This is a genomic window from Pseudomonas sp. 2 (genome assembly GCF_056627435.1).
Map to the genome: position 1 here is coordinate 607068 of NZ_JBWXNG010000001.1, position 25136 is coordinate 632203.

At 61.8% G+C, this 25136-nt stretch carries 24 protein-coding genes and 1 pseudogene; 12 read left to right on the forward strand and 13 right to left on the reverse strand.

From position 1 onward, the window contains the following. The first annotated feature begins 195 nt into the window (after window positions 1–195). Window positions 196–717, forward strand: a complete 522-nt coding sequence (locus AC1MEK_RS02855; RefSeq protein ID WP_480394738.1) for a YkgB family protein — start codon at window positions 196–198, stop codon at window positions 715–717. Window positions 718–971: 254 nt separating this feature from the next. Further along, a complete protein-coding gene (locus AC1MEK_RS02860) occupies window positions 972–1853 on the forward strand; it encodes a helix-turn-helix domain-containing protein (protein WP_480394739.1) in 882 nt (293 codons plus the stop codon). 7 nt (window positions 1854–1860) lie between these two features. On the opposite strand, the gene xylB is transcribed toward AC1MEK_RS02860, so the two are convergent. The 6 genes from xylB to AC1MEK_RS02890 all read right to left on the reverse strand — a co-directional run bounded on the left by xylB (window position 1861) and on the right by AC1MEK_RS02890 (window position 8727). Further along, window positions 1861–3342, reverse strand: coding sequence for a xylulokinase (gene xylB / locus AC1MEK_RS02865; RefSeq protein ID WP_480394740.1), 1482 nt, complete (start codon window positions 3340–3342; stop codon window positions 1861–1863). A 29-nt stretch (window positions 3343–3371) separates the two neighbouring features. Continuing rightward, window positions 3372–4370: a LacI family DNA-binding transcriptional regulator gene (locus AC1MEK_RS02870; RefSeq protein WP_480394741.1), complete on the reverse strand. Its 999-nt coding sequence runs from the start codon at window positions 4368–4370 to the stop codon at window positions 3372–3374. Window positions 4371–4388: 18 nt separating this feature from the next. Next, window positions 4389–5330, reverse strand: coding sequence for an ABC transporter substrate-binding protein (locus AC1MEK_RS02875; RefSeq protein ID WP_480394742.1), 942 nt, complete (start codon window positions 5328–5330; stop codon window positions 4389–4391). A 164-nt stretch (window positions 5331–5494) separates the two neighbouring features. Then, window positions 5495–6487, reverse strand: coding sequence for an ABC transporter permease subunit (locus AC1MEK_RS02880; protein ID WP_480394743.1), 993 nt, complete (start codon window positions 6485–6487; stop codon window positions 5495–5497). An 18-nt stretch (window positions 6488–6505) separates the two neighbouring features. Then, window positions 6506–8083, reverse strand: a complete 1578-nt coding sequence (locus tag AC1MEK_RS02885) for a sugar ABC transporter ATP-binding protein (RefSeq protein ID WP_480394744.1) — start codon at window positions 8081–8083, stop codon at window positions 6506–6508. A 272-nt stretch (window positions 8084–8355) separates the two neighbouring features. After that, the gene (locus tag AC1MEK_RS02890) at window positions 8356–8727 is read right to left on the reverse strand and encodes a COG4315 family predicted lipoprotein (protein WP_480394745.1); all 372 of its coding nucleotides are present in this window, start codon (window positions 8725–8727) and stop codon (window positions 8356–8358) included. 319 nt (window positions 8728–9046) lie between these two features. Between AC1MEK_RS02890 and AC1MEK_RS02895 the strand changes: the two genes are divergently transcribed. From AC1MEK_RS02895 to AC1MEK_RS02910, 4 genes are all read left to right on the forward strand, one after another. After that, window positions 9047–9487, forward strand: a complete 441-nt coding sequence (locus tag AC1MEK_RS02895; protein ID WP_480394746.1) for a Panacea domain-containing protein — start codon at window positions 9047–9049, stop codon at window positions 9485–9487. A gap of 1 nt (window position 9488) precedes the next feature. Further along, window positions 9489–9902 carry a hypothetical protein gene (locus AC1MEK_RS02900; protein ID WP_480394747.1) on the forward strand — a complete coding sequence of 138 codons (414 nt, stop codon included), beginning with the start codon at window positions 9489–9491 and terminating at the stop codon, window positions 9900–9902. Window positions 9903–9984: 82 nt separating this feature from the next. Continuing rightward, complete coding sequence (locus tag AC1MEK_RS02905) at window positions 9985–10650, forward strand: hypothetical protein (protein ID WP_480394748.1); 666 nt, start codon at window positions 9985–9987, stop codon at window positions 10648–10650. 14 nt (window positions 10651–10664) lie between these two features. Further along, window positions 10665–11351 (forward strand): tetratricopeptide repeat protein, encoded by a 687-nt coding sequence (locus AC1MEK_RS02910; RefSeq protein ID WP_480394749.1) that lies wholly within the window; start codon window positions 10665–10667, stop codon window positions 11349–11351. A 43-nt stretch (window positions 11352–11394) separates the two neighbouring features. Here the strand turns inward: AC1MEK_RS02910 and AC1MEK_RS02915 are convergent, their stop codons facing one another. The 3 genes from AC1MEK_RS02915 to AC1MEK_RS02925 form a co-directional block, all read right to left on the reverse strand. Then, window positions 11395–11718: a hypothetical protein gene (locus tag AC1MEK_RS02915; protein WP_480394750.1), complete on the reverse strand. Its 324-nt coding sequence runs from the start codon at window positions 11716–11718 to the stop codon at window positions 11395–11397. A 138-nt stretch (window positions 11719–11856) separates the two neighbouring features. Beyond that, window positions 11857–14220, reverse strand: a complete 2364-nt coding sequence (locus AC1MEK_RS02920) for a DNA polymerase II (RefSeq protein WP_480394751.1) — start codon at window positions 14218–14220, stop codon at window positions 11857–11859. 502 nt (window positions 14221–14722) lie between these two features. Continuing rightward, a complete protein-coding gene (locus AC1MEK_RS02925) occupies window positions 14723–15934 on the reverse strand; it encodes an acetylornithine/succinylornithine family transaminase (RefSeq protein ID WP_480394752.1) in 1212 nt (403 codons plus the stop codon). A 98-nt stretch (window positions 15935–16032) separates the two neighbouring features. Between AC1MEK_RS02925 and AC1MEK_RS02930 the strand changes: the two genes are divergently transcribed. Further along, the gene (locus tag AC1MEK_RS02930) at window positions 16033–16935 is read left to right on the forward strand and encodes a LysR family transcriptional regulator (protein WP_480394753.1); all 903 of its coding nucleotides are present in this window, start codon (window positions 16033–16035) and stop codon (window positions 16933–16935) included. A gap of 114 nt (window positions 16936–17049) precedes the next feature. On the opposite strand, the gene AC1MEK_RS02935 is transcribed toward AC1MEK_RS02930, so the two are convergent. Beyond that, a complete protein-coding gene (locus tag AC1MEK_RS02935) occupies window positions 17050–17523 on the reverse strand; it encodes a RidA family protein (RefSeq protein WP_480394754.1) in 474 nt (157 codons plus the stop codon). Window positions 17524–17729: 206 nt separating this feature from the next. Here AC1MEK_RS02935 and AC1MEK_RS02940 point away from each other — a divergent pair, with 206 nt between their 5' ends. Together AC1MEK_RS02940 and AC1MEK_RS02945 are read left to right on the forward strand one after the other, a co-directional pair. Then, window positions 17730–18746, forward strand: coding sequence for a zinc-dependent alcohol dehydrogenase family protein (locus tag AC1MEK_RS02940; protein ID WP_480394755.1), 1017 nt, complete (start codon window positions 17730–17732; stop codon window positions 18744–18746). 148 nt (window positions 18747–18894) lie between these two features. After that, window positions 18895–19815, forward strand: coding sequence for a PI-PLC domain-containing protein (locus AC1MEK_RS02945; RefSeq protein ID WP_480394756.1), 921 nt, complete (start codon window positions 18895–18897; stop codon window positions 19813–19815). Between the two features lies 1 nt (window position 19816). On the opposite strand, the gene AC1MEK_RS02950 is transcribed toward AC1MEK_RS02945, so the two are convergent. The 3 genes from AC1MEK_RS02950 to AC1MEK_RS02960 form a co-directional block, all read right to left on the reverse strand. Continuing rightward, window positions 19817–20134, reverse strand: a complete 318-nt coding sequence (locus AC1MEK_RS02950; RefSeq protein ID WP_480394757.1) for a class I SAM-dependent methyltransferase — start codon at window positions 20132–20134, stop codon at window positions 19817–19819. Between the two features lie 319 nt (window positions 20135–20453). Then, a complete protein-coding gene (locus AC1MEK_RS02955) occupies window positions 20454–20891 on the reverse strand; it encodes a DoxX family protein (protein ID WP_480394758.1) in 438 nt (145 codons plus the stop codon). Window positions 20892–20991: 100 nt separating this feature from the next. Further along, window positions 20992–22419, reverse strand: a complete 1428-nt coding sequence (locus tag AC1MEK_RS02960; RefSeq protein ID WP_480394759.1) for an MltF family protein — start codon at window positions 22417–22419, stop codon at window positions 20992–20994. A 187-nt stretch (window positions 22420–22606) separates the two neighbouring features. Here AC1MEK_RS02960 and AC1MEK_RS02965 point away from each other — a divergent pair, with 187 nt between their 5' ends. From AC1MEK_RS02965 to AC1MEK_RS02975, 3 genes and pseudogenes are all read left to right on the forward strand, one after another. Beyond that, complete coding sequence (locus AC1MEK_RS02965; RefSeq protein WP_480394760.1) at window positions 22607–23410, forward strand: TatD family hydrolase; 804 nt, start codon at window positions 22607–22609, stop codon at window positions 23408–23410. Window positions 23411–23937: 527 nt separating this feature from the next. Further along, window positions 23938–24090: pseudogene (locus AC1MEK_RS02970) on the forward strand (HAMP domain-containing protein); the annotation flags it as partial. A gap of 114 nt (window positions 24091–24204) precedes the next feature. Then, window positions 24205–24966 (forward strand): methyl-accepting chemotaxis protein, encoded by a 762-nt coding sequence (locus AC1MEK_RS02975; protein ID WP_480394782.1) that lies wholly within the window; start codon window positions 24205–24207, stop codon window positions 24964–24966. Window positions 24967–25136 lie beyond the last annotated feature (170 nt).

A 25136-nucleotide genomic window follows, 5' to 3' on the forward strand; every position in this document is an offset into this window, starting at 1 on the left:
GTTTTCAGCAATAAGGGTTGATCACTCCCCTGCCCCGTTATTTGCACCGGCGAATAACGTCGCTGACAACGAATGTTAATCATCCCTTTGTGGAGGTAATTTGCTGGTTTTGTACGCTCCACTTTTTTATTCCCAACAACTGTAGATAAAGCAGCGCTTTATCTACAGTGCCATTACTATCAATCGAGGCTTGCCATGGACACTACGCCCGTTTCACATTCCAGACACTCGGACCCCTTTCATCTAACAGGCACGTCACTGGGAGATGTCATTACCCGTTTTGGCCTATACGCCCTGTACGTCGCCCTCGCCGTTATTTACTTCTGGTTTGGCGGCATGAAGTTCACGGCGTACGAGGCAGCGGGCATCAAGGGTTTCGTGGGAGAGAGCCCATTGCTTTCATGGATGTACAACTTCATGAGCACCCAAGGGTTTTCGTACTTTCTGGGCGTGGTGGAACTGTTCATCGGCGTGATGATCGCCGCCAGAGTATTCTCGCCAGTGTTCTCTGCCATCGGCGGAGTGCTCTCGGCTGGTTTGTTCGTGACCACGTTGACCTTCATGCTATCGACGCCTGGGGTCTTCGAGCCCAGCCTGGGTTTCCCTGCCATATCCGTGGTTCCCGGTCAGTTCCTGCTCAAAGACCTGGGCCTTCTGGCGGCTTCGATCCTGATCGTCGGAACGTCTTTGAGCGCGATGCAAGCGCGTAACAGGTGAAGCAAAGACAGGCCGCTGCGCCACGACCTCGGGCGGTCTGTCTGTTCGAACGCCAGCAGCGTATCGTCATGAAACGGGCAAAACCGCACGATTCCGAAACGGCCCGCCTACGAGATGAGCCAGGCTAACGCGACGTTCGCGAGCAGCACGAGCATCGCGTCAATGTGCAGTCGTGATCAAACCACTACAAGAACAATCCGCAGTCTTTGAACTGCCAACCGGACGTATCACATGCCCAAGCACCCCAGCCTCATATGAGCCGCTCGTCATCGACTCGCTCCCTGCCGCTCTCGCGTCAGCTGTATGCCGTGGTCAGCGCTCGACTGCTGGAGACCGCGACTTGCCAGCGTTATCAGTCTCAGGAAGGCCGCCTGACGGTGTTGATTTTTCTGAGCGGAAACGGACGTCTGGCGCTGACCGATCCGGGTTCCACCAAAGAAATCAATATTCAACACGGAACAAGCGTCATTCTGCGCGGGCGCGATGGCGCACAGCAGATCAGTTGGAGCGACGCGAATACGTTTCTGGAAATCATGACGGACGATTACTTCTTCGCCTCATTAGTGGAAACGCTGGCGCTGGATCCGCAGAGCCTGGAAAATATTCTTTGCCATTACGGACCCGAAGCCGACTTCGGCCCGATCGCCACCCGCCTGGCGCATAAAATCGGCAAGGGTTTGACAACCAGCGCCAGCCTGATAAGGAACGGGTTTCACTGCCCTGCCATGACCCGTTTCATTCTGGCCATGATGCTGAAGACGAAAAATCCTCGGCACTTCAGACTTGAGTTCCAGCCCGAATGCCTGCGCCTGTCCGATACCCGTTACTTGAAAGTCTCCCGGCACGTAGAGCAGAAGCTGACGACCGCGATTCATGTCCGCGAACTGGCCAGTGCCGCTGCTCAAAGCCACTTCCATTTCATCAGGACATTCAAGGCCCGCACCGGGCAGTCGCCGCATGTATTCATTCAGGAAAGGCGACTGAGAAAGGCTGAACATCTGCTCGCGGAGAGCTGCATGAGTCTGTCGCACATCTCTCAGGAATGCGGATTCAGTTCGCAATCGCACTTCACCACGACCTTCAAACAACATGTCGGTATCACGCCTGGGCACTATCGTGATCAATACCACAGCTGATGGGCATTCAGCCGCGCAAACCCTGTGCCGCAGGCAGCAACCCACGAAACTTCTCATACCGCAGCTTCAGCGCAGGCTGAGCTCTGGCATCGGGCCGATAACGCGCTTTGACCAGCAATCCGGCTTGTACGTCCACACGTTGTCCGATGGCCATAAAGCCCAGCTTCGCCGCACCAATGCAGGCGCTCAACTCGCTGCCGTGCAGGGTGTAGACCTCGCGATCGAGAATGTTGGCCAAAAGCTGCGCCCAGTATTCACTGCGCGCCCCGCCGCCGACCAGCGCACAGGCATTGACCGAGGCACCGGCGGACAGCGCCGCGTTCATCGCGTCCAAGAGGCCGAAGCCCACGCCTTCGAGCACCGCGTAGCCCAATTGCGCAGGGGTGCTGTCATGCCCCAGATTCATGAAGCCGCCGCGCAGCTGCGGATCGTTGTGCGGCGTGCGCTCGCCGGCCAGGTACGGCAAAAACAACGGGTGGGTCAGCGCCACCGGTTGCCCGATGGGCAGCTCGCCTTGAATCTGGTCTAGCAGCGTCTGCTCGTCGGGCTGGCCCAGCACGCGCGTGGCCCAGCGCAGGCAGCTGGCCCCGGCGAGCATGGCGCCCATGGTGTACCAGCGCCGCGGTAACGCGTGGCAGAAGCTGTGCACGGCGCTTGGCGGGTTGCCTGCCGCGTGATCGGTGATCGCCACGATCGCTGCACTGGTACCGAGCGTGACGAACGCATCGCCTGCCTTGACCGCAGCAATCCCGACTGCCGAGACCGGATTGTCGCCTCCGCCCGCCGCCACCGGAAGCCCGCTCGGCAAACCCAGCATCTGCGATGCTTCGCCATGAAGACGCCCCGACAGCTGATCGGCCTCCAACAACGCAGGCATCTGCTTGAGGGTCAGTCCACAGGCGTGCAGCATCGGCTCGAACCACCGCCGCCGGGCGACATCCAGCCACAGCGTTCCGGCCGCATCCGACATGTCGCTGACCCGCTCGCCGGTCATGCGCCAACGCAGGTAATCCTTGGGCGACAGCACGCAATCGATCCGCGCGAACACGTCCGCCTCATGCTGCTGCAACCACAGCAGTTTTGGCGCCGTCAGCCCGGCCATCGCCAGGCTGCCAGTCACCTGGGCATAGTCCGGAAAATCCTGGTTCAAGCGATCGGCCTCGGCCACCGCCCGCGAGTCGTCCCACAGCACCGCCGGGTACAGCACGCGGTTCTCGGCATCGAGCAACACCGCGCCGTGCATCTGCCCGGACAGCCCTACGCAGGTCATTCGCGCCCAAGCCTGCGGATCGTTTTCTCGCAAAGCAGCCAGCGCGGTCAGGCAGGCCTGCCACCAGTCTTCGGGATGCTGCTCCGACCAGCCCGGCTGCCGGCGTGTCACGGTAAGCCGCGCACCCGCCTGGGCGAGTAAGGCGCCGCTGGCGTCCAGCAGAATGGCTTTGAGCTCCGAAGTGCCCAGATCGATGCCCAGCGAGACAGCTTGACTCATCTACGTTCCATTCCTGTCTGCGCGGATGCTCAGTGGCATCCGCATGAATTGCGAATCTTCAGACTCGCCGGCAAACGTTCTGATTGCCTGACGCCGTCTGGATTATCGATGCGCTGCAACAGCAGCTGCACCGCTCGCTCGCCCAGTGCCTGCACCGGCTGGGCGATGACGCTCAAGCGCGGCTGGAAGAAATCCGCCCAGTCGAAATCATCGAACCCGACCAGCGCCATCTGCTCGGGCACCGCAATGTGGGCGTCGCGCAACGCATGCATGGCGCCGATGGTCATCAGGTTGTTGGCCGCCATGATCGCGCTCGGCGGCGTGGCCAAGGCCAGCAGAGCCGAGGCAGCACGGCGGGCCGATTCACTGTTGGATTCGCCGTTGACCAGCAGCGCCTCATCGAAGGCGATACCGGCCTCCTGCAACGCCAGCCGATAGCCTTCGATGCGCTCCTCGGTGGTGCTCAAGCCGCGATGCCCGGCGATCATGCCGATGCGTCGGTGGCCGTGGCCAATCAGATGCGCCACCAGCTCGCGGGTCGACTGGCGGTTCTCCACGCCGACCTGATCGAAACCCTGTGGCGCCAGCCGGTCGACCAGCACCGTGGGGATGGCGTTGGCCTGCAGATAGGCCAACGCCGCCTGGCGGGGATCACTGGACGGCGCCAGCAGAATGCCGTCCACGCGCCGATGATGCAGCGCCTCGACCACCCGCAACTCCTGCGCGGGATCGTCATGGGTGTCGACGAACAGCATCATGATGCCGTGGCGCGCGCACTCGGTTTCGATGGCGTGCACGGTCTCGCTGAAGTAGTGGTTGGACAGCGCCGAAATCGCCACGCCAATGGTGTTGGTTCGCGAACGGGCCAGCGAGCGGGCCAGGGTGTTGGGGATGTACCCCAGTTCCCTGACCGCCTGCTGCACCGCTTCCAGCGTCTGCGGGCTGACCTTGCGTGTGCCGTTGAGCACATGGGACACCGTCGACGTCGACACCCGCGCCCGCCGCGCCACGTCCTCCATCTTGACCACGAACGTTCTCCCTGACCCTTAGTGCTTGCTCGACCAGCCGCTGTACGAGCCGACGTTGTCGCGGGTGATCAGCTTGGGCGTGAGCTGGGTGATTGCCTCGGCGGGTTTCTTGTCGTTGAGCAGGTCATTGCCGATCACCACCGCCTGCTGGGCCATGGCCCACGGGTCCTGGCTGGCGGATGCCTGAATCTGCGTGTCGGACTTGAGCGCGTGCTCGATGTCAGGCGCACCGTCCACCGAGGTAATGATGATGCCGCTGCGCTTGAGCTGTTTGGCCGCCAGGTCGCTGCCGATGGCTTGGGGGTCATTGATCGCGAACAGGCCGTCGATTTTCGGGAAACGCGTCAGGTAACCCTGCATGGCGTTCAGGCCGCCATCGCGCGAGCCCTTGGCGTCCTGGTCGTCGGACAGGATCTTGATGTCGGGTGCGGCGGCGAAAGCCGCTTTGCAGCCGGTGACCCGATCGGTCACGGCGGTGACTTGCGGACCGTTCTCGATGATCACATTGCCCTTGCCCGAGAGCTTGTCGACGATGAACTGGCAGGCCAGCTTGCCGGCCTCGACGTTGTCGGTCTGCACCGTGGCATCGACCTTGGCGGCGTTGACGTCGACCGCCACCACCTTGATCCCGGCCTTCTGCGCTTTCATCACGGCCGAGGCGATGGCGTTGGGGTCCACGGCGTTGATCAGGATCAAGTCGACACCGGCGGCGATGAAGTTGTCGATCTGCGAGAACTGCTTGCTCAGGTCGTAGTCGGCCGACACCGAGGTGACCTTGACGTTGGGGTTGATCTCCTGGGCCTTGGCCTTGGCGCCATCGGCCAGGGTGACGAAGTACGGATTGCCCAGCGAACCCAGGGTGATACCCACCGATTTCAGCTCGCGGGCCTCCACGCCCTGGGCCAGCAACGCGGCCAGACACAGGGAAACGACAGCAGGAAATTTGCGTTTGAAGTTCATGTTTTCTCTCTTGTGATTGTTGTCGAAATGCATGTGGTCCAACTCGTAGCCGCACAGCTTGCTGGCGGGACTCCCTCGAGATCGCTCCCGCCGGCAAGCCGTGACGAGTCAGAGGCCAAATTCAATATTGCGTACGGCGATCTCAAGGGTTGCACCCTACCGCCTCACGTCCGCGCGCCCGACTGGCGATAACGATCCAGTGCCACCGCGCCGATGATGACGATGCCCTTGATGATGTATTGCCAGATATCGGAAACGCCCAGCAACACCAGGCCGTTGGTCAGCACCGCGATGATCAGCGCACCGATCAGCGTGCCGCCGATGGTGCCCACGCCGCCGGTGAAACTGGTGCCGCCCAGGATCACCGCGGCGATGGCGTCCAGCTCGTAGGACTGCCCCAGCTGCAGGCCGTTGGCGGCGAACAGCCGTGACGCACTCATCACCGCGCCCAGGCCTGCCAGCGCGCCGGACAGCGCATAGACGAACAGCAGCACCTTCCACACCTTGATTCCGGACAGCCGCGCGGCTTCAGGGTTGCCGCCCACCGAATAGATCTGCACGCCCATCACGGTGCGGCGCAGGATGAACCAGGAAATCGCAATCACCGCCACCGCAATGATCACCAGCCAGGGCACGCCCAGCAGCGAATCGTTGCCGATAAAGGCGAATGGCAGATCGGGGTTGAACACGGTTTTGTCATCGGCCAACAAACGGGCCAGCCCGCGCATGGCGGTCAGCGCACCCAAGGTGACGATGAACGGCGGCAGACGCATGAAGGCGATCAGCCCGCCGTTGACCAGCCCCAACAACAGGCCGAAACCGACCCCCGCCACCATCCCCAGCATGCCGAACTGCGGCGACAGTGAAACCTGCAACGCCACCACCGCCGACGCCGCCAGAATCGCACCCACCGACAAATCGATACCGGCAGTGAGAATCACGAAGGTCATGCCCGCAGCGAGCACCACGTTCACCGACGCCTGCTGGGTGATGATCGACAGGTTCTGCCAGGTCATGAAGCTGTCGGTCATCAGGGCAAAGCCCACCAGCAGCAACAGCAGAACGGGCAGCATCCCTAAGGTGCGCATCAGTTCGCGGGCGCGTTCGCGCTTGCTGATGGCGGCCACGCTGGGCGAGTTTTCCAGGGTCAGGCTCATGGCTGGCCTCCTTTGTTGTTATTGAAATTCAGGGTGAATATCCGGCGGCGTGACCTGCTCTCCCCCGGTGGCCAGATCGATGATCCGCTCTTGGGAGATGTCCTGCCCCGACGCCCCGCCCACCTCGGCCACCAACTGCCCCTCGCGCATGACCAGCACGCGATCACAGGTGCCGATGATTTCCGGCAGCTCGCTTGAGATCACTACAATCCCCACCCCCGCCTTGGCAAGTTCGTTGATGATCCGGTAGATCTCGGATTTCGAGCCGATGTCCACGCCGCGCGTCGGCTCGTCGAGGATCAGCACATGGGGTTTGACCTCCAGCAACCGTGCCAGCAGAACCTTCTGCTGATTGCCGCCAGACAGCGCACCGACGTTGACGTTGCTCGAGGCCACGCGAATCGACAGCGAACGGATCGCCTCGACAGCCCGCTGCGCGCCACGCCCGCGATCGAGCACGCCACCGGCATGGGCGTCGGGCACGCAGGCGCAGACGTTGATGTTGTCGCGCACGCTCATGTCCAGAAACAGGCCCTGGGCCTTGCGGTCTTCGGTGAGATACACCACGCCTGCGTTGATCGCATCGGTGGGGTTGCGCAGATCGCGAAGCGCTTTGCCGGCCACTTCCAGCGTGCCCGAAGTGCGCGGGTCGGCGGCGAAAATCAGCCGCGCCAGCTCGGTGCGCCCTGCGCCCACCAGCCCGGCGATGCCCAGCACTTCGCCTGCGTGCAGATCAAAACTGCAGGGCTTCACCCGCTTGCCATCGGCCATGTCGCGCACCCGCATCACCACATCGCCGGGGTTGTAGGGCGCGTGTTCCTTCTTGTAGAAACCGGACAGATCGCGCCCCACCATCATTTTCACCAGCGTTTCGGCCGACAGCCCCTCGCGCTGCAGCATGCCCACGTATTCGCCGTCGCGCAGCACCGAGACGCGGTCCGACAACTCGTAGATTTCCGCCATGCGATGACTGATGTAGATGATCGCCAGGCCCTGATCGCGCAGCTGCTTGATCAGCGCAAACAGCCGGTCGGTCTCGCGGGACGACAGCGGCGTGGTCGGCTCGTCCATCACCAGAATCTTCGCGTTGGCATGCAGCGCCCGGGCGATTTCCACCAGTTGCCGCTCGGCGATCGACAGCACGCTGACCTTGGTCGAGGGTTTGAAATCGGCGCCCAGCCGGGCCAACACCTCGACGCAGCCCCGCTCCATGGCCCTTCGGTCGATGCCAAAGCCGTGCTTGAGCTCACGGCCCAGATAGATGTTCTCGGCCACGCTCAGGTTCGGGCACAGGCTCAATTCCTGATAAATCACCGCGATGCCGTGCGCTTTGGCACTCAGCGGGTCGAACGCCGTCAGCGGCTGACCGTCGATCTGAATGCGGCCGCCGGGATCGGCCTGATAGGCGCCGGACAGGATTTTCATCAGCGTCGATTTGCCCGCGCCGTTTTCGCCCATCAGGGCGTGGACTTCACCGGCAAAGACTTTCAGCGCGACATTCTTGAGCACGCGCAGGCCGTTGAAGGTCTTGGAAATACCGGACATTTCCAGCACAGGCAGGGGGGATTGGGTATCAGGGGCGAGAGCGGCGCTCATGGGCGAGCACCCTGGAATGGCGATTGAGCGTCGGTACGCGCAGAAAAAAAACGCGGCGGCAGAGCAGACAGGCTGTTCATGCAAATCTCCGAGGTTTCTTGTTCTTGTTTTTAGCGAACCACCTCATGTTCGGGCGGCTCTGCGGACTTGATTTGTAACACTCTAGACCAGCTGAAACGATTCACGCAAGCGCTTGCTTTTCCGCCCCAACGAAAAACGCCCTGATCCGCAGCATGATTCCTGCGGTCAGGGCGCTCGGCAGAAGGCTTGCGTTACGGTTTGACGACGTGCCAGACATCCTTGACGCCATCACCTGTGGTGTCGCCAGGCGCCTTGTCCTTGACCCAGGTGTACAGCGGCTTGCCCTTGTACGCCCATTGCTTGCTGCCGTCGTCTCGGGTCACGACGGTATAGCCGCCCTCATCCTTGGCATCGGCGCCTGCCATCAGCGGCGGCCAGTTGGTGGCGCAGTCGCCGTTGCACATCGACTTGCCGCCGCTGTCCTTGTCGAAGGTGTACAGGGTCATGCCCTTGTGATCGGTCAGCACGCCTTTACTGCCGGTCATGGCAGGCGCAGCGGCGAACGCCAGGCTCGACACGCAGGTCAGGGCAACGGCGCTGGTGAGGAGGATTTTCTTCAGCATGGTGAACTCCTTGGTGTTGTTCTTGATTGGGGGAGCAAATGCCGGAAACCGCCCAGGCTCCCGCTGCGAGGCGTCGATTGACGCTGGCAGTGAAGGTAGAACGTTTGGGGGGGAGGTTTATTCCAGTGCGCCGAAAATATTTTTCGATGCCGTAAACAGGTGTGTTTGCGAAAAATCTGACAATCCATGCGACACATTCCCGGCTATCGCGGCGGCCTGACCCCCTTTGACGCCTGAGGCTGACATGATCAGACTTGCGCCTCATTGATCAGCAGAAGATGCGAATGGACTCGCGCCATCATTCCAGGGAGTTGCGTGCATGCCAAATAGCCTTGATATCGCGAATTACTTTTTGACGCTCGAAGGGCACGAGGGCGAAATCTCCAACCTGCGGCTGCAAAAACTGGTGTATTACGCTCAGGGCTTCAGCCTGGCACTGCGAGACCAACCCCTGTTCGACGAGCCCGTCGAAGCCTGGATGCACGGCCCGGTGGTCTCCACCCTGTACCATCGTTTCAGCCGGTATGGCTCGGGGGCGATTCCCGCGCCGGCCGATTACGACCCGTCGGTGCTCGACCGGGAACAGCGCAAACTGCTCGATGATGTCTTCGAGGTCTATGGCCAGTTCTCGGCGTGGAAACTTCGCCAGCTCACCCATGGCGAAGATCCATGGAAGAACAACTACCTCGAAGGCTCGTACAGCCGGCCGATTCCCAACGACGAAATGGCGCAGTACTTCAGAGACCATCTGGTGAATTGAAATGGCAAAGCCCAAACGCAGGGATGCTGCTGGCAATGGCCTGATAAAAGCCAGACAAGCGCCCACTGAAGTGGACACATCGGAAGCACGACCTCCTGTCTTTTCATTCGAATATCTGCAGAGTGGCTGGTGCATTCAGGATTGTGAAAGCGCGGAACGGTCCAAGATGCTGGATCGCCTTCGCATCCTGGGGCAACTCCCCTGGAGAACCCTTCGCCAGGCACACAAACACGGCTACGGTACCGAAACCATTGCGCCTGGAAGCCTGAAAGTCGGCGTCCCCTCTTTCGTTACCGACGACGTGCGACTATTGGCCTTCCGTGCTTTCGAAAAAGTGGCCATGGTGGGATACAAGCAAGGCCGGATCTTTCATGTGGTCTGGATCGACAGAGAGTTCAAGCTTTATCAGCATTGATCCTGACTTAATCGCAGCCCGCGACCTAAAGCCTTCCCCCCACCCGCCGATACCCTTCTTTTCCCCGTCACGGATGATTCACATGCTCCGCCCTCTGCTTTTCGGCGCAGGTCTTCTGGCCGTCGCCTGTACCGCCCACGCTCAACCCGTCACCACCCCCGAACAACTGTTCAGCGAGTTTTCCCGCTGCGACGCGAGCTTCTTCGAAAGCCTGCGCGATGCGCGCTTGCCTGCGGGGACCGTTCGCCTGGGCGATTACGGCAAGGTCAAGGCGCCGACCGTGATGAACCCGCTGCAGGAAGGCGGCAACTACCAGGCGTTCGAGAACCCGTTGATGATCAACGGCGTGCGCGTGGTGGGCTATTACAATCAGGCGCAGACCATCAGGGACACCGGCAATTTCCTGTTCTGGGGCTTCGTAGCCGATGGCACTGCCACTGAGGTAGCGGCGAAACTCAAACCGCTGATCGTCGACAACAGCCGCTTCGCGCAAGAGGGCAAGACCTTCAGCCGCGCCGAGATGCGTCGGATTGGCGACCCGATCAGCCAGTGGCGCACCGAAGGTCTGACCGGCCCCGGGGTCGCGACGCCATTCGGTTTCGTCGACCGGGTGCTGACCGTCGATGACCGCGACACCACCCCACAGCTGGCCGGCCACACCACGGTGTTCTGCTCGCTGCAAGGCACTGTGACGGCGCCGCTGCTGCAGGTGTATCGCCCTGACCTCAACGCTCACCTGCTGGACTGACAAGGATGTTTTTCATGAACGCTCGCTTCACTGCCCTGCTCGCCTGCTCGGCACTTCTGACCGGTTGCGCCGGCCTGCAGAAACCGGTCGACCCCAACCTGGCTCACTGCCGCGCACAGCTTCAGGCCTCCAAGGCCAGCAACTACCCGCTGGTGTTGCAGGAAGGCGATCAGTGCCTTGAGAAAAACACCCTGACGCCGGCGATGCAAAGCCTGATCTACCTGGTGCAGGCCGACGCCTACGGCAACCTCAAGCGTTATCCGGAAGCCATCGTGGCCAAGGAAAAGTCGATGCAGTTGTCGATCAAACCCACCCCACGAGAGAACCTCGACCTGAGCTACCTGTACCGCAAGGCGGGCAACCCGAAGAAGGCACTGTCGCTGGTGCAGTACAACCTGGACAACAACCTGGGCGAAGCGGGCAAGGGCAATGGTTTCAACATGCCGACCTACTACCACCTGGGCCTGGCGTTGAATGATCTGGGGATGTACCGCGAAGCCGCCGAATCCTTCAGCACGGGCCTTCAGCGTCAGCGGGATTTTGCCTGGGCCTATTACGCCCGTGGCGTGGCCTACGACAACCTCAAGGACCGGGAAGACGCCCGCGCCGACTTCGTGCAGTTCGCGAAAATCGTCGACAAGAAGTACGTCGAAGAAGAACAGCGCAGCAAGCTGGCCGAATACCAGATCAGCCTGCCTTGAGTAAAAACACGGGGCAGGTGCATCTGGCCTGCCCCGTCAGTGATCAAGCGCACTCTTTGGCGACTTTCCCCACGCCCGAGCCAAGCAGGCTGCGCTCGTAGACGAACACCTTGCCGCCGCTGTTGGCCTTGTAAGCCTCGATCACGTTGTCTGCCGCCACCGAGCTCGACATCACGATCTTGTAATGGCGCTGCACCTGCGACAGCACAGGGGTCAGATCGCGATTCTGCAGTTTGGGCACCACACAGGCGGCGTACTGCTCGGGGCTCTTGCTGGTTTCCAGGGTCAACGTCGGCTCGTTGGGCGCGGAGGCGCAACCGGCGAGAAAAAGGGCAGCGGCGATGGCGGGAAGGGTCAGAAGGCGCATGGGCGATATCCTGTGGACGGCCTGCCGGATCGGGGCAGTGGCTTTGAATGCCTGCCATTTTCCAGTTATGCCGCAAGAACAGAACTTTTGATGTTTGATACTCACTATTACCGGTGGCGATAGTGCGGGTCCGCCCCCTCAGAACAACCCCATCTGCCCACCGATCAGCGTCGCGAAATCATCGTCCACGAACGGCAGGATCGCGTCGGCGACCGGTTGCAGTTGGCGGGTGAGGTAGTGGTCGTAATCGATGGGCGCGCTGCGGGCTTCCAGGGGTTCAGGGCCGGCCACGGTGATGACGTAGCTGATCCAGCCACGGTTCTGGTATTGCAGCGGGCGGCCCTGCTGACGGTTGTAGTCATCGGCGATCCGTGCGGCGCGTACATGAGGCGGGACGTTGCGTTCGTAATCGTCCAGCGCCCGGCGCAGGCGTTTACGGTAGATGAGCTGATCGTCCAGCTCGCCCGCCAGGGTGCGGCGCACGTAGTCGCGCACGTAATCCTGATAAGGGCGGCGCTGGAATATGCGCAGGTAAAGCTCCTGCTGGAAGACCTGGGCCAGCGGTGACCAGTCGGTCCGCACGCTTTCCAGGCCCTTGTAGACCATCTCGTCTTCGCCATTGGAGCGGGTGACCAGGCCCGCATAGCGCTTCTTGCTGCCCTCCTCCGCTCCCCGAATGGTGGGCATCAAAAAGCGCTTGAAGTGGGTCTCGAACTGCAGCTCCAACGCGCTTTGCAGGCCGAACTCGTTCTGCAGATGCTCGCGCCACCAGTCGTTGACACCCTTGACCAGATCCCTGCCGATTTGCGCCGCTTCTTCCTGGCCGTGAGGGCGCTTGAGCCAGACGAAGGTGGAGTCGGTGTCGCCGTAAATCACCTCGAAACCCTGAGCTTCGATGAGCTGGCGGGTCTGGCGCATGATCTGGTGCCCGCGCATCGTGATCGACGACGCCAGACGCGTGTCGAAGAAGCGGCAACCGCTGGAACCGAGCACGCCATAGAAGGCATTCATGATGATTTTCAGCGCCTGGGACAGCGGCGCGTTGCGCTCGCGCTTGGCGGCCTCGCGGCCCTCGGCGACACGGGCGACGATGGACGGCAGGCAGTGTCGGGTGCGGGAAAAGCGCGCACCGCGAAAGCCCTCCACCGAATCGCGGTCATCCGGGTGTTTGAGGCCTTCGATCAGCCCCACCGGGTCGATCAGGAAACTGCGGATGATCGACGGGTACAGGCTCTTGTAGTCCAGCACCAGCACCGACTCGTAGAGGCCGGGCCGCGAATCCATGACGAATCCGCCGGGGCTGGCCTCGGGCATGCGCTCGCCCAGATTCGGCGCAACGAAGCCCTGGCGGTGCATCAGCGGCATGTACAGGTGCTCGAACGCCGCCACCGAACCGCCACTGCGATCGGCTGGCAACCCCGTGACCGTGGCGCGCTCGAGCAGGAAGGTGAGCAGTTCGGTCCTCTCGAAAATCCGCGTGACCAGCTCGCAGTCCTTGAGGTTGTAGCGGGCCAGCGCCGGCTTGTCCTCGGCGAACATGCGGTTGATTTCGTCCATGCGCTGGTACGGGGTGTCGATGGCCTTGCCTTCGCCCAACAACGTTTGCGCGACGTTTTCCAGGTTGAACGACGGGAAACTCCAGGTCGCCGAGCGCAGCCCCTCGATGCCATCGATGATCAACCGCCCGGCGGCCGAGGCAAAGAAGTGATTGTTGCCCGCCCCATGTTCCCGCCAACCCATCGCCTCGCCGTCACGCCCCAGCCGCAGCGGCACGTTCAGGCGCCGGGAGTGCTCGTGCAGCACGCGCAGGTCGAACTGCACCAGGTTCCAGCCGATGATCGCATCAGGGTCGTGACGGGCCATCCAGGCATTCAGGCTTTCGAGCAAGGCTTCGCGGCTGTCGCAGTAGTCGAACGTGAAGTCCACTTGCGAAGCGTCGCCATTGGCCGGCCCGAGCATGTACACCTGCCGCTCGCCACAGCCTTCCAGCGCGATGGAATACAACTCACCGCGCTCGGTGGTTTCGATATCCAGCGAGACCAGTCTCAGCCGCGGCCGATAGTCCGGCGCCGGCTTCATCTGCGCATCCACCAGCAGCCCGTCTGCATCCAGAGTCCCGCCAAACTGCACCGGCGCGGTGATGAAACGCTCCATAAGATAGCGCTCGGGCGGGCGCACGTCGGCTTCGTAGACATCGACACTGGCCCGACGCAGTTCTTTCTCCAGGTTCATCAATTGCCGATGCAGGCCGGTATAAAGCCCCAGCACCGGCCGATGGCGGAAATCACACAACTCAAGCGGCTTGAGCTGGACATTGCTTTCCTTGCGCAACACCGCCTCGGCCCGCTCGCGATGCAGCGCAGGAATAAAGGCCACCGACGTCTGCAACGGCAAACGCACCCGACGCGGTCCGCTGTCCGTCGCTAACCAGAATTCGACCTGCGTCCCCGCCTCGGTATCGCGCCAATGCCGGGTCAGGACGAAGCCCTGCTGTAATTCCACCTGTGCAACCTCAAGAAAACCCGCTTTCAGAGACGGGATTCTACTGGGATCGACGCGGGAAAGCGCGTTAATGGCCGTAGCAGGCCGGCTTGCCGGCGGTCTGCAGTACAACCAAGCGACCTGGCCGTGTCAGATACACCGCGTGCACAGGGTTTGCTGCCGCTTCGCGCCAGATCGCGAGCAAGCTTACTCCTACGGCCTCCGGCCAGAATCAAAAGCAGATCGCATCCCGCCGTTGCCGTTGCCGTTGATCTTCATGCGCGATGGCTCAGACGACACAAAACGCGACTTGGGTGCAGGCTGAATGGAGGTCTCGCGGAGTGGGCCAAGCGGCAGGATGCCGCGCGAGGCGCGGGGCCATGGATGGCCCATTCGCGCCGGGCCCACGGAGCGAGACCGGAATGAAGGAAGTCCGACGCAGTCGGACCCAAACCAGGAGCAAAAGCCCTTGGTTACTTGGGGCTTTTCCAAGTAACTCGACGAAGTCGAAACAGATCTGACGTTAGGAAGAGCGCTCTTGATCTTGATCTTGATCTTGATCTTGAACCCCCAAGCCCCCGGCCAAAGCACTGACAATCCGCCCCACATCAACCTCATCAATCACCAACGGCGGCAACAACCGAATCGTCTGCCCCCGCGTCACATTGATCAACACCCCATACTCCTGCGCCACCACCCACGCCAGATCACGAACAGGACGGGCAAGCTCGATACCAATCATCAGCCCCAACCCGCGCACCTCAACCACATCCACATGCCCGGCCAGCGCCTGACGCAACCCCGCCAACAGCCGCTCCCCCTGCGCAGCGGCATTGGCCAACAAATCCTGCTGCTCGACGATATCCAGCACCGTACAGCCCACCCGACAGGCCAACGGATTACCGCCAAACGTGCTGCCATGGCTGCCCGGCGTAAACAGCCGCGCCACCGCCGCCGAAGCCAGACACGCACCAATGGGAATGCCATTGCCCAGCGCCTTGGCCAGCGTGATCACATCCGGCACGATGCCCTCATGCTGAAACGCAAACCAATGCCCGGTGCGGCCGATGCCGGTCTGGATCTCATCGAGGATCATCAGCCAGCCATGATTGCTGCAATGGGCGCGAATCGCCTTCAGATACCCGGCGGGCGGCAACATCACACCGCCCTCCCCTTGAATCGGCTCCAGCATCACCGCGACGATCCGCTCGCCATAGGTCCGGCTCACCTCACGTAGCGCCTCGATATCGCCGAACGGCACTTTGACGAATTCACCCGACAGCGGCTGATAACCCAGGCGCACCGCGCCGTTGTCACTGGCTGACAGGGTGCCCAGCGTGCGGCCATGGAAGGCGTTTTCCATGACCACCACCAGCGGCTGCTCGACGCCCCTGGCCCAGCCATGCAAGCGTGCCAGCTTGAGCGCGGTTTCGTTGGCCTCGGCCCCGGAGTTGTTGAAAAACACCTGCTCCAGCCCCGCCAGCCGGGTGAGCTTCGCGGCCAGGCGCTGCTGCCAGTCGATCCGGTAATGATTGGAGGTGTGCAAGAGCAGGCTGGCCTGTTCGCTGATCGCCTGCACGATCCTCGGGTGGCTGTGCCCGACGTTGGTCACGGCCACGCCGGCCATGGCATCCAGATACTGGCGGCCGCTCTCGTCCCAGAGTCGCGCGCCTTCGCCTCTGACAAAACTCAGGGGCAGCGGTTTGTAGGTGTTCATCAGGCAGGCGGCGGTCATCTCGATAGCTCCATCACAGTGGGTGACGCCAGTATCGTTAGCCCGTAATGCTGTATAAAGATCGACTTTCTTGAGTGACTTTAAAGCTGGAGTGGTTAATGGACGTGTTCCAGGCGATGACCGTGTTCGTGCGAGTGGTGGAAAGCGGCAGCATGACCGCAGCCGCTCGCCAGTGCGAAATGTCGACGACCATGGTCGGCAATCACCTCAAGGCCCTTGAGCAAAGGCTGGGCGTCAGCCTGTTGCAGCGTACGACCCGTCGCCAGAACCTGACGGAATTCGGCATGCAGTACTATCGCCGCTGCCTGGATGTGCTGGCGCTGGTCAACGACTCCGAGCGCATGGCCGAACACATTCAGACCCTGCCCAGCGGCACCTTGCGGGTCACGGCGCCGCCGGCCTTCGGCGCCGAGCGGCTGTCGCCGATGCTCAAGGACTTCATGGAGCAGTACCCGCAGATCAAGGTCGAAGTGGTGCTGAGCAACCAGTTGATGGACCTGATCGAGCACGGCTTCGACGCAGCGATTCGTCTGGGCATGCCGGAAAACTCGGCGCTGATCGCCCGGCCGCTGCGGGATTACACCCTGACCATCTGCGCCGCGCGTGCGTATCTGGAGCGCCACGGCACGCCGCTTAGCGCGGAAGATCTGCGCGATCACAATTGCCTGGCGTTCGCCTACCCGGCCGGGGACGACTGGCGCGCCGCCGACAAGCTGTGGAAGCTCACCGGCCCCGAGGGCGTGATCGAAATCCCGGTGTCCGGCTCGATGATCGTCAACAGCTCACCGGCGTTGCGCCAGGCCGCGCTGGCCGGGATGGGGATTGCGATGTTGCCTGATGTGCTGGTCAGCGAGGACTTGCAGGCGGGCAAGCTGATTCCGCTTCTGCAGGCCTACCGCCCACCGAGCCGTGCGATGTGGTTGATGTACGCCCAGGATCGCTATCGGTTGCCCAAGGTGCGGCACTTCGTGGAGAGCGTGTTGGCGGCGTGGGGGAAATAGGCCATCGCAACGCTGATCCCTGTAGGAGCGAATTCATTCGCGAAAATCTCAAACTGATAGAGATGTATCGGCTGTACCGGCGATTCGCGAATGAATTCGCTCCTACAGAGGTCCTTATTTGGCCGCTACCGCAATCAGATCCATCTCCACCGTCGCATTCTTCGGCAACTGATAAACCCCGACCGAACTGCGCGTATGCGCCCCCGCTTCACCGAACACGAAGAACAGCACCTCGGACGCACCATCGGCCACTTCGCTGTGTTGGGTGAAGCTGTCGGTGCACTGCACGAACATCGTCATGCGTAATACCCGGGCGATGTTGTCCAAACTGCCGACACTGCGCTGCAACAGGGCAATGGCTCGCAGGGCGCTGATTTTCGCCCCCAGTTGCGCCGACTCCAGCGTCACGTCGCCGCCGGCCCTTCCCGTCACCACAACCGTGTCGCCGACCCGCGGAATCTGCCCGCTGATGTAGAGCTGGTCCTCGTGCCGCACCAGCGGCACATAGTTGCCACCGATCTTGATCTCGCCATCGAAGTCATACCCCAACTGCGCGCACACCTGTTTGAAGCGAGCATCACACGACATGGTCAATCTCTGCGTTTCGAAGAATGGATAAAGGTTGCGCCCGCGATCATAAGCGTTGCGCGCAGGGTTTGCTGCCCCCGCGGGCGGAGAGTTCCGCGCGCATCAATTGATGGCAGGCATGTCGGGTATCGACAGACAGAAATGGTCCGCCAGGCCCCTGCCCCGTAGAGTCATCTCATCGTTAATCACATGAGTCGAGGTTGGAAATGTCCCGCGCCATCAAATTTCATCGCTTCGGCAAAGCCGATGTGCTCAGTTGCGAGGAGCAGCCTGACCGTTTGCCCGGTCCACAGGAAGTGCTGGTTCGTGCCCAGGCCATCGGCATCAGCTGGGACGATGTGTTGTGGCGTCAGAATCTGGCCAACGCCAAAGTGCAACTGCCCGCCGGGATCGGCAGCGAAATGGCCGGTATCGTCGAGGCCGTGGGCAGCGAAGTGACCGACCTGCAAGTGGGCGACAAGGTGGCCAGCTTCAAGGCCATGAGCGCCAACGACTACCCGGTCTGCGGCGACCACGTGCTGGTGCCGCGCAACGCCCTGACCCGCTACCCCGAAGCGCTGACGCCGGTCGAGGCCAGCGTTCACTACACGCCGATGCTGCTGGCCTATTTCGCCTTCGTCGACCTGGCGCGGGTTCAGGCAGGGCAGACGGTACTGGTCACGGACGCGGCCTACAGCCCCGGTATCGCTTTCGTACAACTGGGCAAGGCGCTGGGCCTGCGGGTCATCGCCGCCACCCAACACGCCGAAGACCGCGAATACCTGCTGGCCAACGGCGCCGAGCGAGTGATCGTGACCGAGGAAGACGACATCTGCCTGCGCATCGAGGCGCTGACCAAAGGCAAAGGCATCGAGGCGGTGTTCGACGGTTACGGCGGCATGCACATGTCGCGCCTGGGCGACGTACTGGCCCCGCGCGGCAGCCTGGTGCTTTACGGCCTGCGCGGCGGCAACACCACGCCGTTCCCGGCGATGCAGGCCTTTCGCAAGAACATGCGTTTCTTCGTGCACTGCCTGGAGAACTTCACCGGCAAGCCGGAACTGGGCATCGAGCAGGACGCCGAGGCGATGAAGCGGGCGCTGGAAACGATCAACGAGCTGACCATCAAAGGGCAGCTCAAGCCGGACATTCATCGCACCTGGCCCTTCGAGCAGTTCGGCAAGGCCCACCATCACCTGGACGACGATCCGGTGCGTGGCCGCGTGGTGTTGATGGTGCGCTGAGAGGCCTTGGCTCAGCGCCTTCCAACATGGTGTAACAGTCGAGTCCAGGCATCACGGTTGACCTGCGGCACCGGGTGAGTAACGTGCCGGGAGGACTCTTCTGCGGCTGCCTTCGTGCAGCCCACCCACCCCGTCAAGGACTGACGCGATGACCACGACCGATCAGCATAATCTCCCGCTTCACTTCGCCTGGATGGCGCGCACCCCGCAACTCGAATCGCTGCGTATCGACGAGTTGATACTGCCCGGCAGCCACAACGCCGGCAGCGACAAACAATCCCCCAATCTGGGCGTGCCTCAGGAATATGCTCAAGACGTGGCACCGCTGGAACAACTGCGCCAGGGCATTCGAGTGCTCGACCTGCGCGTCGCCTTTCACGCCTCTCACCCCGAAGGCAGCCCCCGCCGCTTTCAGCTCTATCACCTGACATCCTCGGGCCGTACCGTCGCTGTCGATATCCTGCAGCGCGTCAACGAGTACTACGAGGAGCTGGAGCGCAGCGGCGAGGCCGCCAGGGAAATCGTCATTCTGGACTTTCATCGGTTCGACACATTCACCCAGGCGGCCCACGAAGAACTGCAATTGATGATTCTCGACCGCCTCGGCTCACGTTTACTGCCCCACGCCCTGCGTGGTCTGACGCTGGAGCGAATCTGGCAGGACCATCCCGGCCAAAACGTCGTCGTCGCCTACAACCATGACTATGCGTCGCTGGATTTCTGGGACGGGGTCAACCAGCGCTGGCCGGGAAAAAACCTGTTCAACACCAATACGCTGAAGACGTTTGTCGATCGGATAGCTGGCGAAATGAAGCCCGATCACGCTCTACACGCAGTCCAGTGCGCCAAGTACTCACTGCCCTTCCATGCGCCGTCGGACTTGAGCGAAAAAGTGGATCAGTGGTTCGAGTCGGTGGATGCGAACAGCTATATCCAGAACTTCTACATCATCAACACCGACTGGTCGCTGCGCAGCCGCATCATCGCCAACTGTCGGCACGCCTGTGAGGTCCGCGCGAAGCACAAGCTGACCCATCCGGATGTGCACCTGCACCCCCCGCGGCGTTGAATCAGCGGCGAGTGATCAGGCCTTGCCTGGCGATGCGCGTGAGGTGGCCAATGACCGCCTCGGCGTTTTCGGCGCTGGGTGCTTGAACAACGGCCAGGTCGAACTGGTCGTTGGCAAAACCTTGCAGCGATGCATCGGCTTCGATGAATTTGATGAGAAAGGCATGGGGGCCATGCTGACGACGTGGCCGGCCATCCAGATAACGCAACAGCGTCGGCTGATGGGAGCCGCTCAACAGGATTTTCGGATTGCGACGATTGAACTGACCGGCCAGAGGGGCCAGGCGAATGAGGGGGCGCGGGTTTGAGTGATTGCTCATGCTGGTGATTCTCTGCCTCGTTGTTCCGCCGGGCAGGTGAGAGGCAACACCGAACCAGCGCTTTAGCGGTATTTCGATGCCGTTGATCACGACACCCGGCGCCCCGCAAGTAGCTGTTTAAATCGGCGCATGAGCGGCATCCTAGAGAAGCCGTGTGGGAATTGTCAATTCGATGTGTAGGCAAAACCCGCTTTTATAAACGACACAGTCCCCCGTAGCAGCACGGCTTGCCGGCGGGGCGGTGTACCAGTCGACCTTTCAGTGACTGACATACCGCCCCGCCGGCAAGCCGTGCTGCTACGTAAGGTTCAGGCCTGGATCATTTCCCGGCAATCAGCCGATCCAGCGACACCCGCCCTGCCCCTTCGAACAGCACCGCGATCGCCGCGCCCAGCAGGGCCAGGCCGAACTCGTAACCGTTGTTGGCCATGAACAGACCGTTGTGGATGTGCACCGAGAGAATCGCCACCACCAGCATCACGATCAGCACCACCGCCGCAGGGCGTACCAGCAGGCCCAGAAACAGCGCCAGGCCACCGAAGAATTCCGCACTGCCCGACAGCAACGCCATCAGGTAACCGGGATTGAGGCCCAGGCTGGCCATGTACTGGCCGGTGCCTTCCAGGCCGTAGCCGCCGAACATGCCGAACAGTTTCTGGCTGCCGTGGGCCATGAAGATGATGCCGACGAGGATGCGCAGAATGGCGATGCCGTAGCCAGCGCGGGTGTTGAAGAGCGATTTGATTTGAGCGTTCATGGCGTTTAATTCCATTTGGTAAGAAGAAGTGGCGCCATCATAATCGAATCATCGAATATGAAAATCACAAAAATCCCACCATAAACATCGAATCTATCGATCAGTCTCTGGAAGCCACTTTGCGTTGTGAAGGACTCTCCAGCGAACTGCGCTCCTGGTCATACGCCAGATAGTATTTATTCACACTATTAACGTAGCTCACCACGCTCATGCCCACCTGCGCCATGGCCACGCGCTCGACCTGAAAGAACCACTGATTGGGGTTCAAGCCCTGACGCTTGGCCTGGGTGCGCATCGCTTGCACACGCTCCGGGCCCAGGTTGTAGGCCGCCAATGTGAAGGCCATGCGCTCGCGCTCGTTGATTCGGGGGCTTGAGAAGAACTTGCGGCGGATCATCGCCAGGTACTTGCTGGCCGCCTGCACGTTACCGTCCACGTCATGGATGTTGCCCACGCCGACCCGCTGGGCCGCCGCCGGGGTGATCTGCAACAGCCCGGTCGCGCCGCTGCCGCCACGTGCGCCGGGGTTGAGCTGCGATTCCTTGAACGCCAAGGCGGCCAGGTCCAGCCAGTCCATCTTCTGTGCGTCGGCGTGGCGTTGCAGGGTCGGGCGCAGTTTTTCCAGACGCTGGCGGTCTTCCCGGGCCAGCGGATAGTGCACGCGGTAGAGATCCTTGTAGGCCTTCTGGAATGCGCTGTCCTGATTGGCCGGCGCCTGCCAGGTCTCCAGGAAACGGTCGACCGTGGCATGCAGCATCACCGCGTCCTTGCGCACGAACCAGTTCATGTCCCCCGGATCGCTCAGCGCCAGCGAGCGGTCGACGCGCAGCTTGGGCATCACCCTGGCCCAGCGCTCGGCAATCGGCTGCTCGACCACCGTCAGGTGATAGATCCCGGCCTGGACCATTTCCAGCACGTCTTCCACGGCCAGGCTCGGATCGACCCATTCGATCTTCACCGGCGGCAACTTGCGCAGCGCCAGCTTTTGATTGAGCTGCACGATGGCCTGGTCGGCGGCGCTGCCGGTGGCCAGCATCACCGTGCGCCCGGACAGTTGCTCGGCGCGCTTGAAACTGCGCTCGCCGCGCACGCCCACCAGCACCAGCGGCACATGGCTGACCACCGGTTGCGTGGCATCGACGTAGCGGGCGGCACTGGCATCGAGCAATTCGCCGGGCGCGACCAGATCGCCTTCGCCGCGCTGCAGCGCCGCCAGCAATTGGTCCTTGGCCTTGGGAATCAGCTTGAGGGAGACTTTCTGCCCGTCGCGGGCGTGGCCGTTGAGGTATTTCTCGAAGGCTTGCAGGCGGCGGTATTCGACGCCAATCGGCTCGCCCTGCACTTCGCCGGAGCTGTTGCGGCTCTGGTTGACCAGCACCCGCAGCACTTTGCTGCTGCGGATCGCGGACAGATCCCGCACCTGGGATTTCTTGATCACCACGGGCGGCCCGGCCAGATGCTGCGCGGCATCGACAAAGGTCGGCGCCAGCAACAGGCACAGCAACGAGATCACAGGGACTCGGATCATGGAGGCTCCGGAAAAATGCCGAAAAAACGGACTTGAAGTCTGTGACGGGCAGTCACCTGGGCGCGACCAGCACATGCCGCCCGCACCGTCACAAGGATCTAATAATTCTTAAGCAGTTGAGCCTGCTTGTTTTTTATCGCTTCAAACGCTCTGGTATTCTTCGAGGCCTTCGGCCAAGGGTGAAACCATGCAATTAATCGACATCGGCGTCAATCTGACCAACTCAAGCTTCGCCTCGAAGGAACGGGAAGTTCTGGACCGCGCCTACGCCGCTGGCGTGGGTCAGTTGATCCTCACCGGCACCGATGTCGAGGGGAGTGAGCAGGCCCTGCAGATGTGCCGCCAACTGGATGAAAGTGGCCAGCGATTGTTCAGCACCGCCGGGGTGCACCCCCATTCGGCGAGCGCTTGGACAAGCGAAACCGAGAAACAGTTGCATGCCTTGCTCAAAGAAAATCAGGTGTGTGCCGTGGGCGAATGCGGGCTGGATTTCAACCGCGATTTTTCTCCACGTCCGCAGCAGGAAAAAGCCTTCGAAGCGCAGCTCGCGCTGGCCGTCGCGCTGAAGATGCCGGTGTTTCTCCACGAACGCGAAGCCGACGAGCGGCTGCTGGCGATCCTGCGCGATTACCGCGACCAGCTGCCCGCCGCCGTGGTGCATTGCTTCACCGGGGATAAACGCGCGCTGTTCAGCTACCTGGACATGGACCTGCACATCGGCATCACCGGCTGGATCTGCGACGAGCGCCGCGGCACCCATCTGCATCCGCTGGTGCGGGAAATCCCGCGCGGGCGCCTGATGCTGGAAAGCGATGCGCCGTACCTGCTGCCGCGCAGCCTGCGACCCAAGCCGAAGAACGGACGCAATGAACCGGCCTACCTGCCCGAGGTGCTGCGTGAAGTGGCATTGCATCGCGGCGAAACCGCAGAAGACGTCGCCGCCCACACCACCGCCTGCGCGCGGGCGTTTTTCGGGTTGCCGGTGGTTTGACAACATGGCTTGAGTAACACTGCGGTCTTGAGCACGCGCCCGCCGGCAAGCCGTGCTGCTACGGATAATCGAACTGCGCACCGTAGCAGCCGGGCTTGCCCGCGGGAGCGATCCCGAGAACGCCATCGTCGCTTGATCCCTCTCGCGAGTTGACCCAGATCAACGTCTGACTTCGCTCGATTGCACACACTACTGGCACCTTGCCTTATCCCGTGCAATCACCGAAGAGCTTCCCCATGAGCCGCTGGCTGAGCAACCTCTCGCTGAAATACAAATTCTGGGCGGTGAACGCCGTCGCCTTTTTCACCACCCTGCTGCTGGTGCTGTACGCCGTGAACCTGGAGCAGCACAGCCGCGCCGAAGATGCCCGGCTCGCCGCGCAGCATCATCAGCAATGGCTGGCTTCCTGGCCCACCGCGCAGCCGCTGCCCAAGGTTCCTGCACCTGCCACTGCGCCCTCCTTCGAGCAGGTGCTGACCGAACACATGGGCCAGTACGCATTGGCCGTGTTGGTGCTGATGCTGGCGATGCTCGGCGCTTCGCAACTGCTGATCCGCTTTCTGCTCACCCACCTCAACACCCTCAAGGACGTCATGCTGCACGTCGAACACAGCGGCGACCTCTGCGCCCGCGTGCCGCTGGCCGGTGACGATGAAGTCGGGCAGATGGCCAAGGCCTTCAACGCCATGCAGGCCGGTTATCAGCGGGTGGTTGGCACAGTGGCGCAATCGGCGGCGCGGTTGGATCAGGGCGCGGTGCATCTGGCCTCGGGCATGAGCGACGTGCGCGAAGGCATGCTCGGCCAGCAGAGCGAGACCGACCAAGTCGCCACGGCCATCAACGAAATGACCGCCACCGTCTACCACATCGCCCAGCACGCCAGCGCCACCCGCGATCAATCACAAAGCGCCGACGCGCTGGCAGGCAGCGGCAAGGATGTGGTGGACCGGGTGCAGGTGTCCATCGCCGGGCTGTCCAGCGGTGTGCAACAGACCGCCGGGATGATCCAGCGCCTGGCCGAGGACAGCCAGAAGATCAACAGCGTAGTCAACGTGATCCACAGCATCGCCGAGCAGACCAATCTGCTGGCGTTGAACGCGGCCATCGAAGCGGCGCGGGCCGGTGACATGGGACGCGGGTTTGCGGTGGTTGCCGATGAGGTGCGCAGCCTGGCCAAGCGGGTGCAGACCTCGACCGACGAGATCACCAGCATGGTCTCGGCACTGCAGGCCGGTACACGCGATGCGGTGGATTTCATGCAGGAGAGTTCCATCAAGGCCGATGATTGCGTGGCCCATGCGCGGGAGGCGGGTCAGGCGCTGGCCGCGATTACCGAGGCGGTGGCGCAGATGCGCGAGAGCAACACGCAGATTGCCGTGGCGGCGCAGCAGCAGAGCCAGGTGGCCGAGGAGATGAATCGGGCGGTGGTGAGCATTCGCGATGTGACCGAGCGGACTGTGCGCCAGACGGTGGATTCGGCGAGTACCAGTGGTGAGTTGGCTACTTTGGCGGGTGAGTTGAATACGGCGATTGGGCGGTTGAGGGTGGGTCAGTGATTTTTCAGGGCGGTATCGGTTTTGGTGCTGATATTGCGGGCTTATCCTTTTTCTGAGGTGACGCTTTGTTGTTCTGGCTAACGCCAGACCTGTTTCGACTTCGTCGAGTTACTTGGAAAAGACCCCCAAGTAACCAAGGGGTCTTGCTCCTGGTTTGGCCCGACTTCGTC

Bases quoted from the DNA above. Each gene is read 5' to 3' on its own strand.
- AC1MEK_RS02875 (WP_480394742.1), bottom strand. From the start codon at position 5,330: ATGAACTTCAAACGCAAATTTCCTGCTGTCGTTTCCCTGTGTCTGGCC.
- AC1MEK_RS02940 (WP_480394755.1), top strand. From the start codon at position 17,730: ATGTCCCGCGCCATCAAATTTCATCGCTTCGGCAAAGCCGATGTGCTC.
- AC1MEK_RS02890 (WP_480394745.1), bottom strand. From the start codon at position 8,727: ATGCTGAAGAAAATCCTCCTCACCAGCGCCGTTGCCCTGACCTGCGTG.
- xylB (WP_480394740.1), bottom strand. From the start codon at position 3,342: ATGAGTCAAGCTGTCTCGCTGGGCATCGATCTGGGCACTTCGGAGCTC.
- AC1MEK_RS02945 (WP_480394756.1), top strand. From the start codon at position 18,895: ATGACCACGACCGATCAGCATAATCTCCCGCTTCACTTCGCCTGGATG.
- AC1MEK_RS02885 (WP_480394744.1), bottom strand. From the start codon at position 8,083: ATGAGCGCCGCTCTCGCCCCTGATACCCAATCCCCCCTGCCTGTGCTG.
- AC1MEK_RS02960 (WP_480394759.1), bottom strand. From the start codon at position 22,419: ATGATCCGAGTCCCTGTGATCTCGTTGCTGTGCCTGTTGCTGGCGCCG.
- AC1MEK_RS02880 (WP_480394743.1), bottom strand. From the start codon at position 6,487: ATGAGCCTGACCCTGGAAAACTCGCCCAGCGTGGCCGCCATCAGCAAG.
- AC1MEK_RS02955 (WP_480394758.1), bottom strand. From the start codon at position 20,891: ATGAACGCTCAAATCAAATCGCTCTTCAACACCCGCGCTGGCTACGGC.
- AC1MEK_RS02860 (WP_480394739.1), top strand. From the start codon at position 972: ATGAGCCGCTCGTCATCGACTCGCTCCCTGCCGCTCTCGCGTCAGCTG.
- AC1MEK_RS02965 (WP_480394760.1), top strand. From the start codon at position 22,607: ATGCAATTAATCGACATCGGCGTCAATCTGACCAACTCAAGCTTCGCC.
- AC1MEK_RS02900 (WP_480394747.1), top strand. From the start codon at position 9,489: ATGGCAAAGCCCAAACGCAGGGATGCTGCTGGCAATGGCCTGATAAAA.
- AC1MEK_RS02975 (WP_480394782.1), top strand. From the start codon at position 24,205: ATGCTCGGCCAGCAGAGCGAGACCGACCAAGTCGCCACGGCCATCAAC.
- AC1MEK_RS02855 (WP_480394738.1), top strand. From the start codon at position 196: ATGGACACTACGCCCGTTTCACATTCCAGACACTCGGACCCCTTTCAT.
- AC1MEK_RS02930 (WP_480394753.1), top strand. From the start codon at position 16,033: ATGGACGTGTTCCAGGCGATGACCGTGTTCGTGCGAGTGGTGGAAAGC.
- AC1MEK_RS02895 (WP_480394746.1), top strand. From the start codon at position 9,047: ATGCCAAATAGCCTTGATATCGCGAATTACTTTTTGACGCTCGAAGGG.
- AC1MEK_RS02905 (WP_480394748.1), top strand. From the start codon at position 9,985: ATGCTCCGCCCTCTGCTTTTCGGCGCAGGTCTTCTGGCCGTCGCCTGT.
- AC1MEK_RS02935 (WP_480394754.1), bottom strand. From the start codon at position 17,523: ATGTCGTGTGATGCTCGCTTCAAACAGGTGTGCGCGCAGTTGGGGTAT.
- AC1MEK_RS02925 (WP_480394752.1), bottom strand. From the start codon at position 15,934: ATGACCGCCGCCTGCCTGATGAACACCTACAAACCGCTGCCCCTGAGT.
- AC1MEK_RS02950 (WP_480394757.1), bottom strand. From the start codon at position 20,134: ATGAGCAATCACTCAAACCCGCGCCCCCTCATTCGCCTGGCCCCTCTG.
- AC1MEK_RS02910 (WP_480394749.1), top strand. From the start codon at position 10,665: ATGAACGCTCGCTTCACTGCCCTGCTCGCCTGCTCGGCACTTCTGACC.
- AC1MEK_RS02915 (WP_480394750.1), bottom strand. From the start codon at position 11,718: ATGCGCCTTCTGACCCTTCCCGCCATCGCCGCTGCCCTTTTTCTCGCC.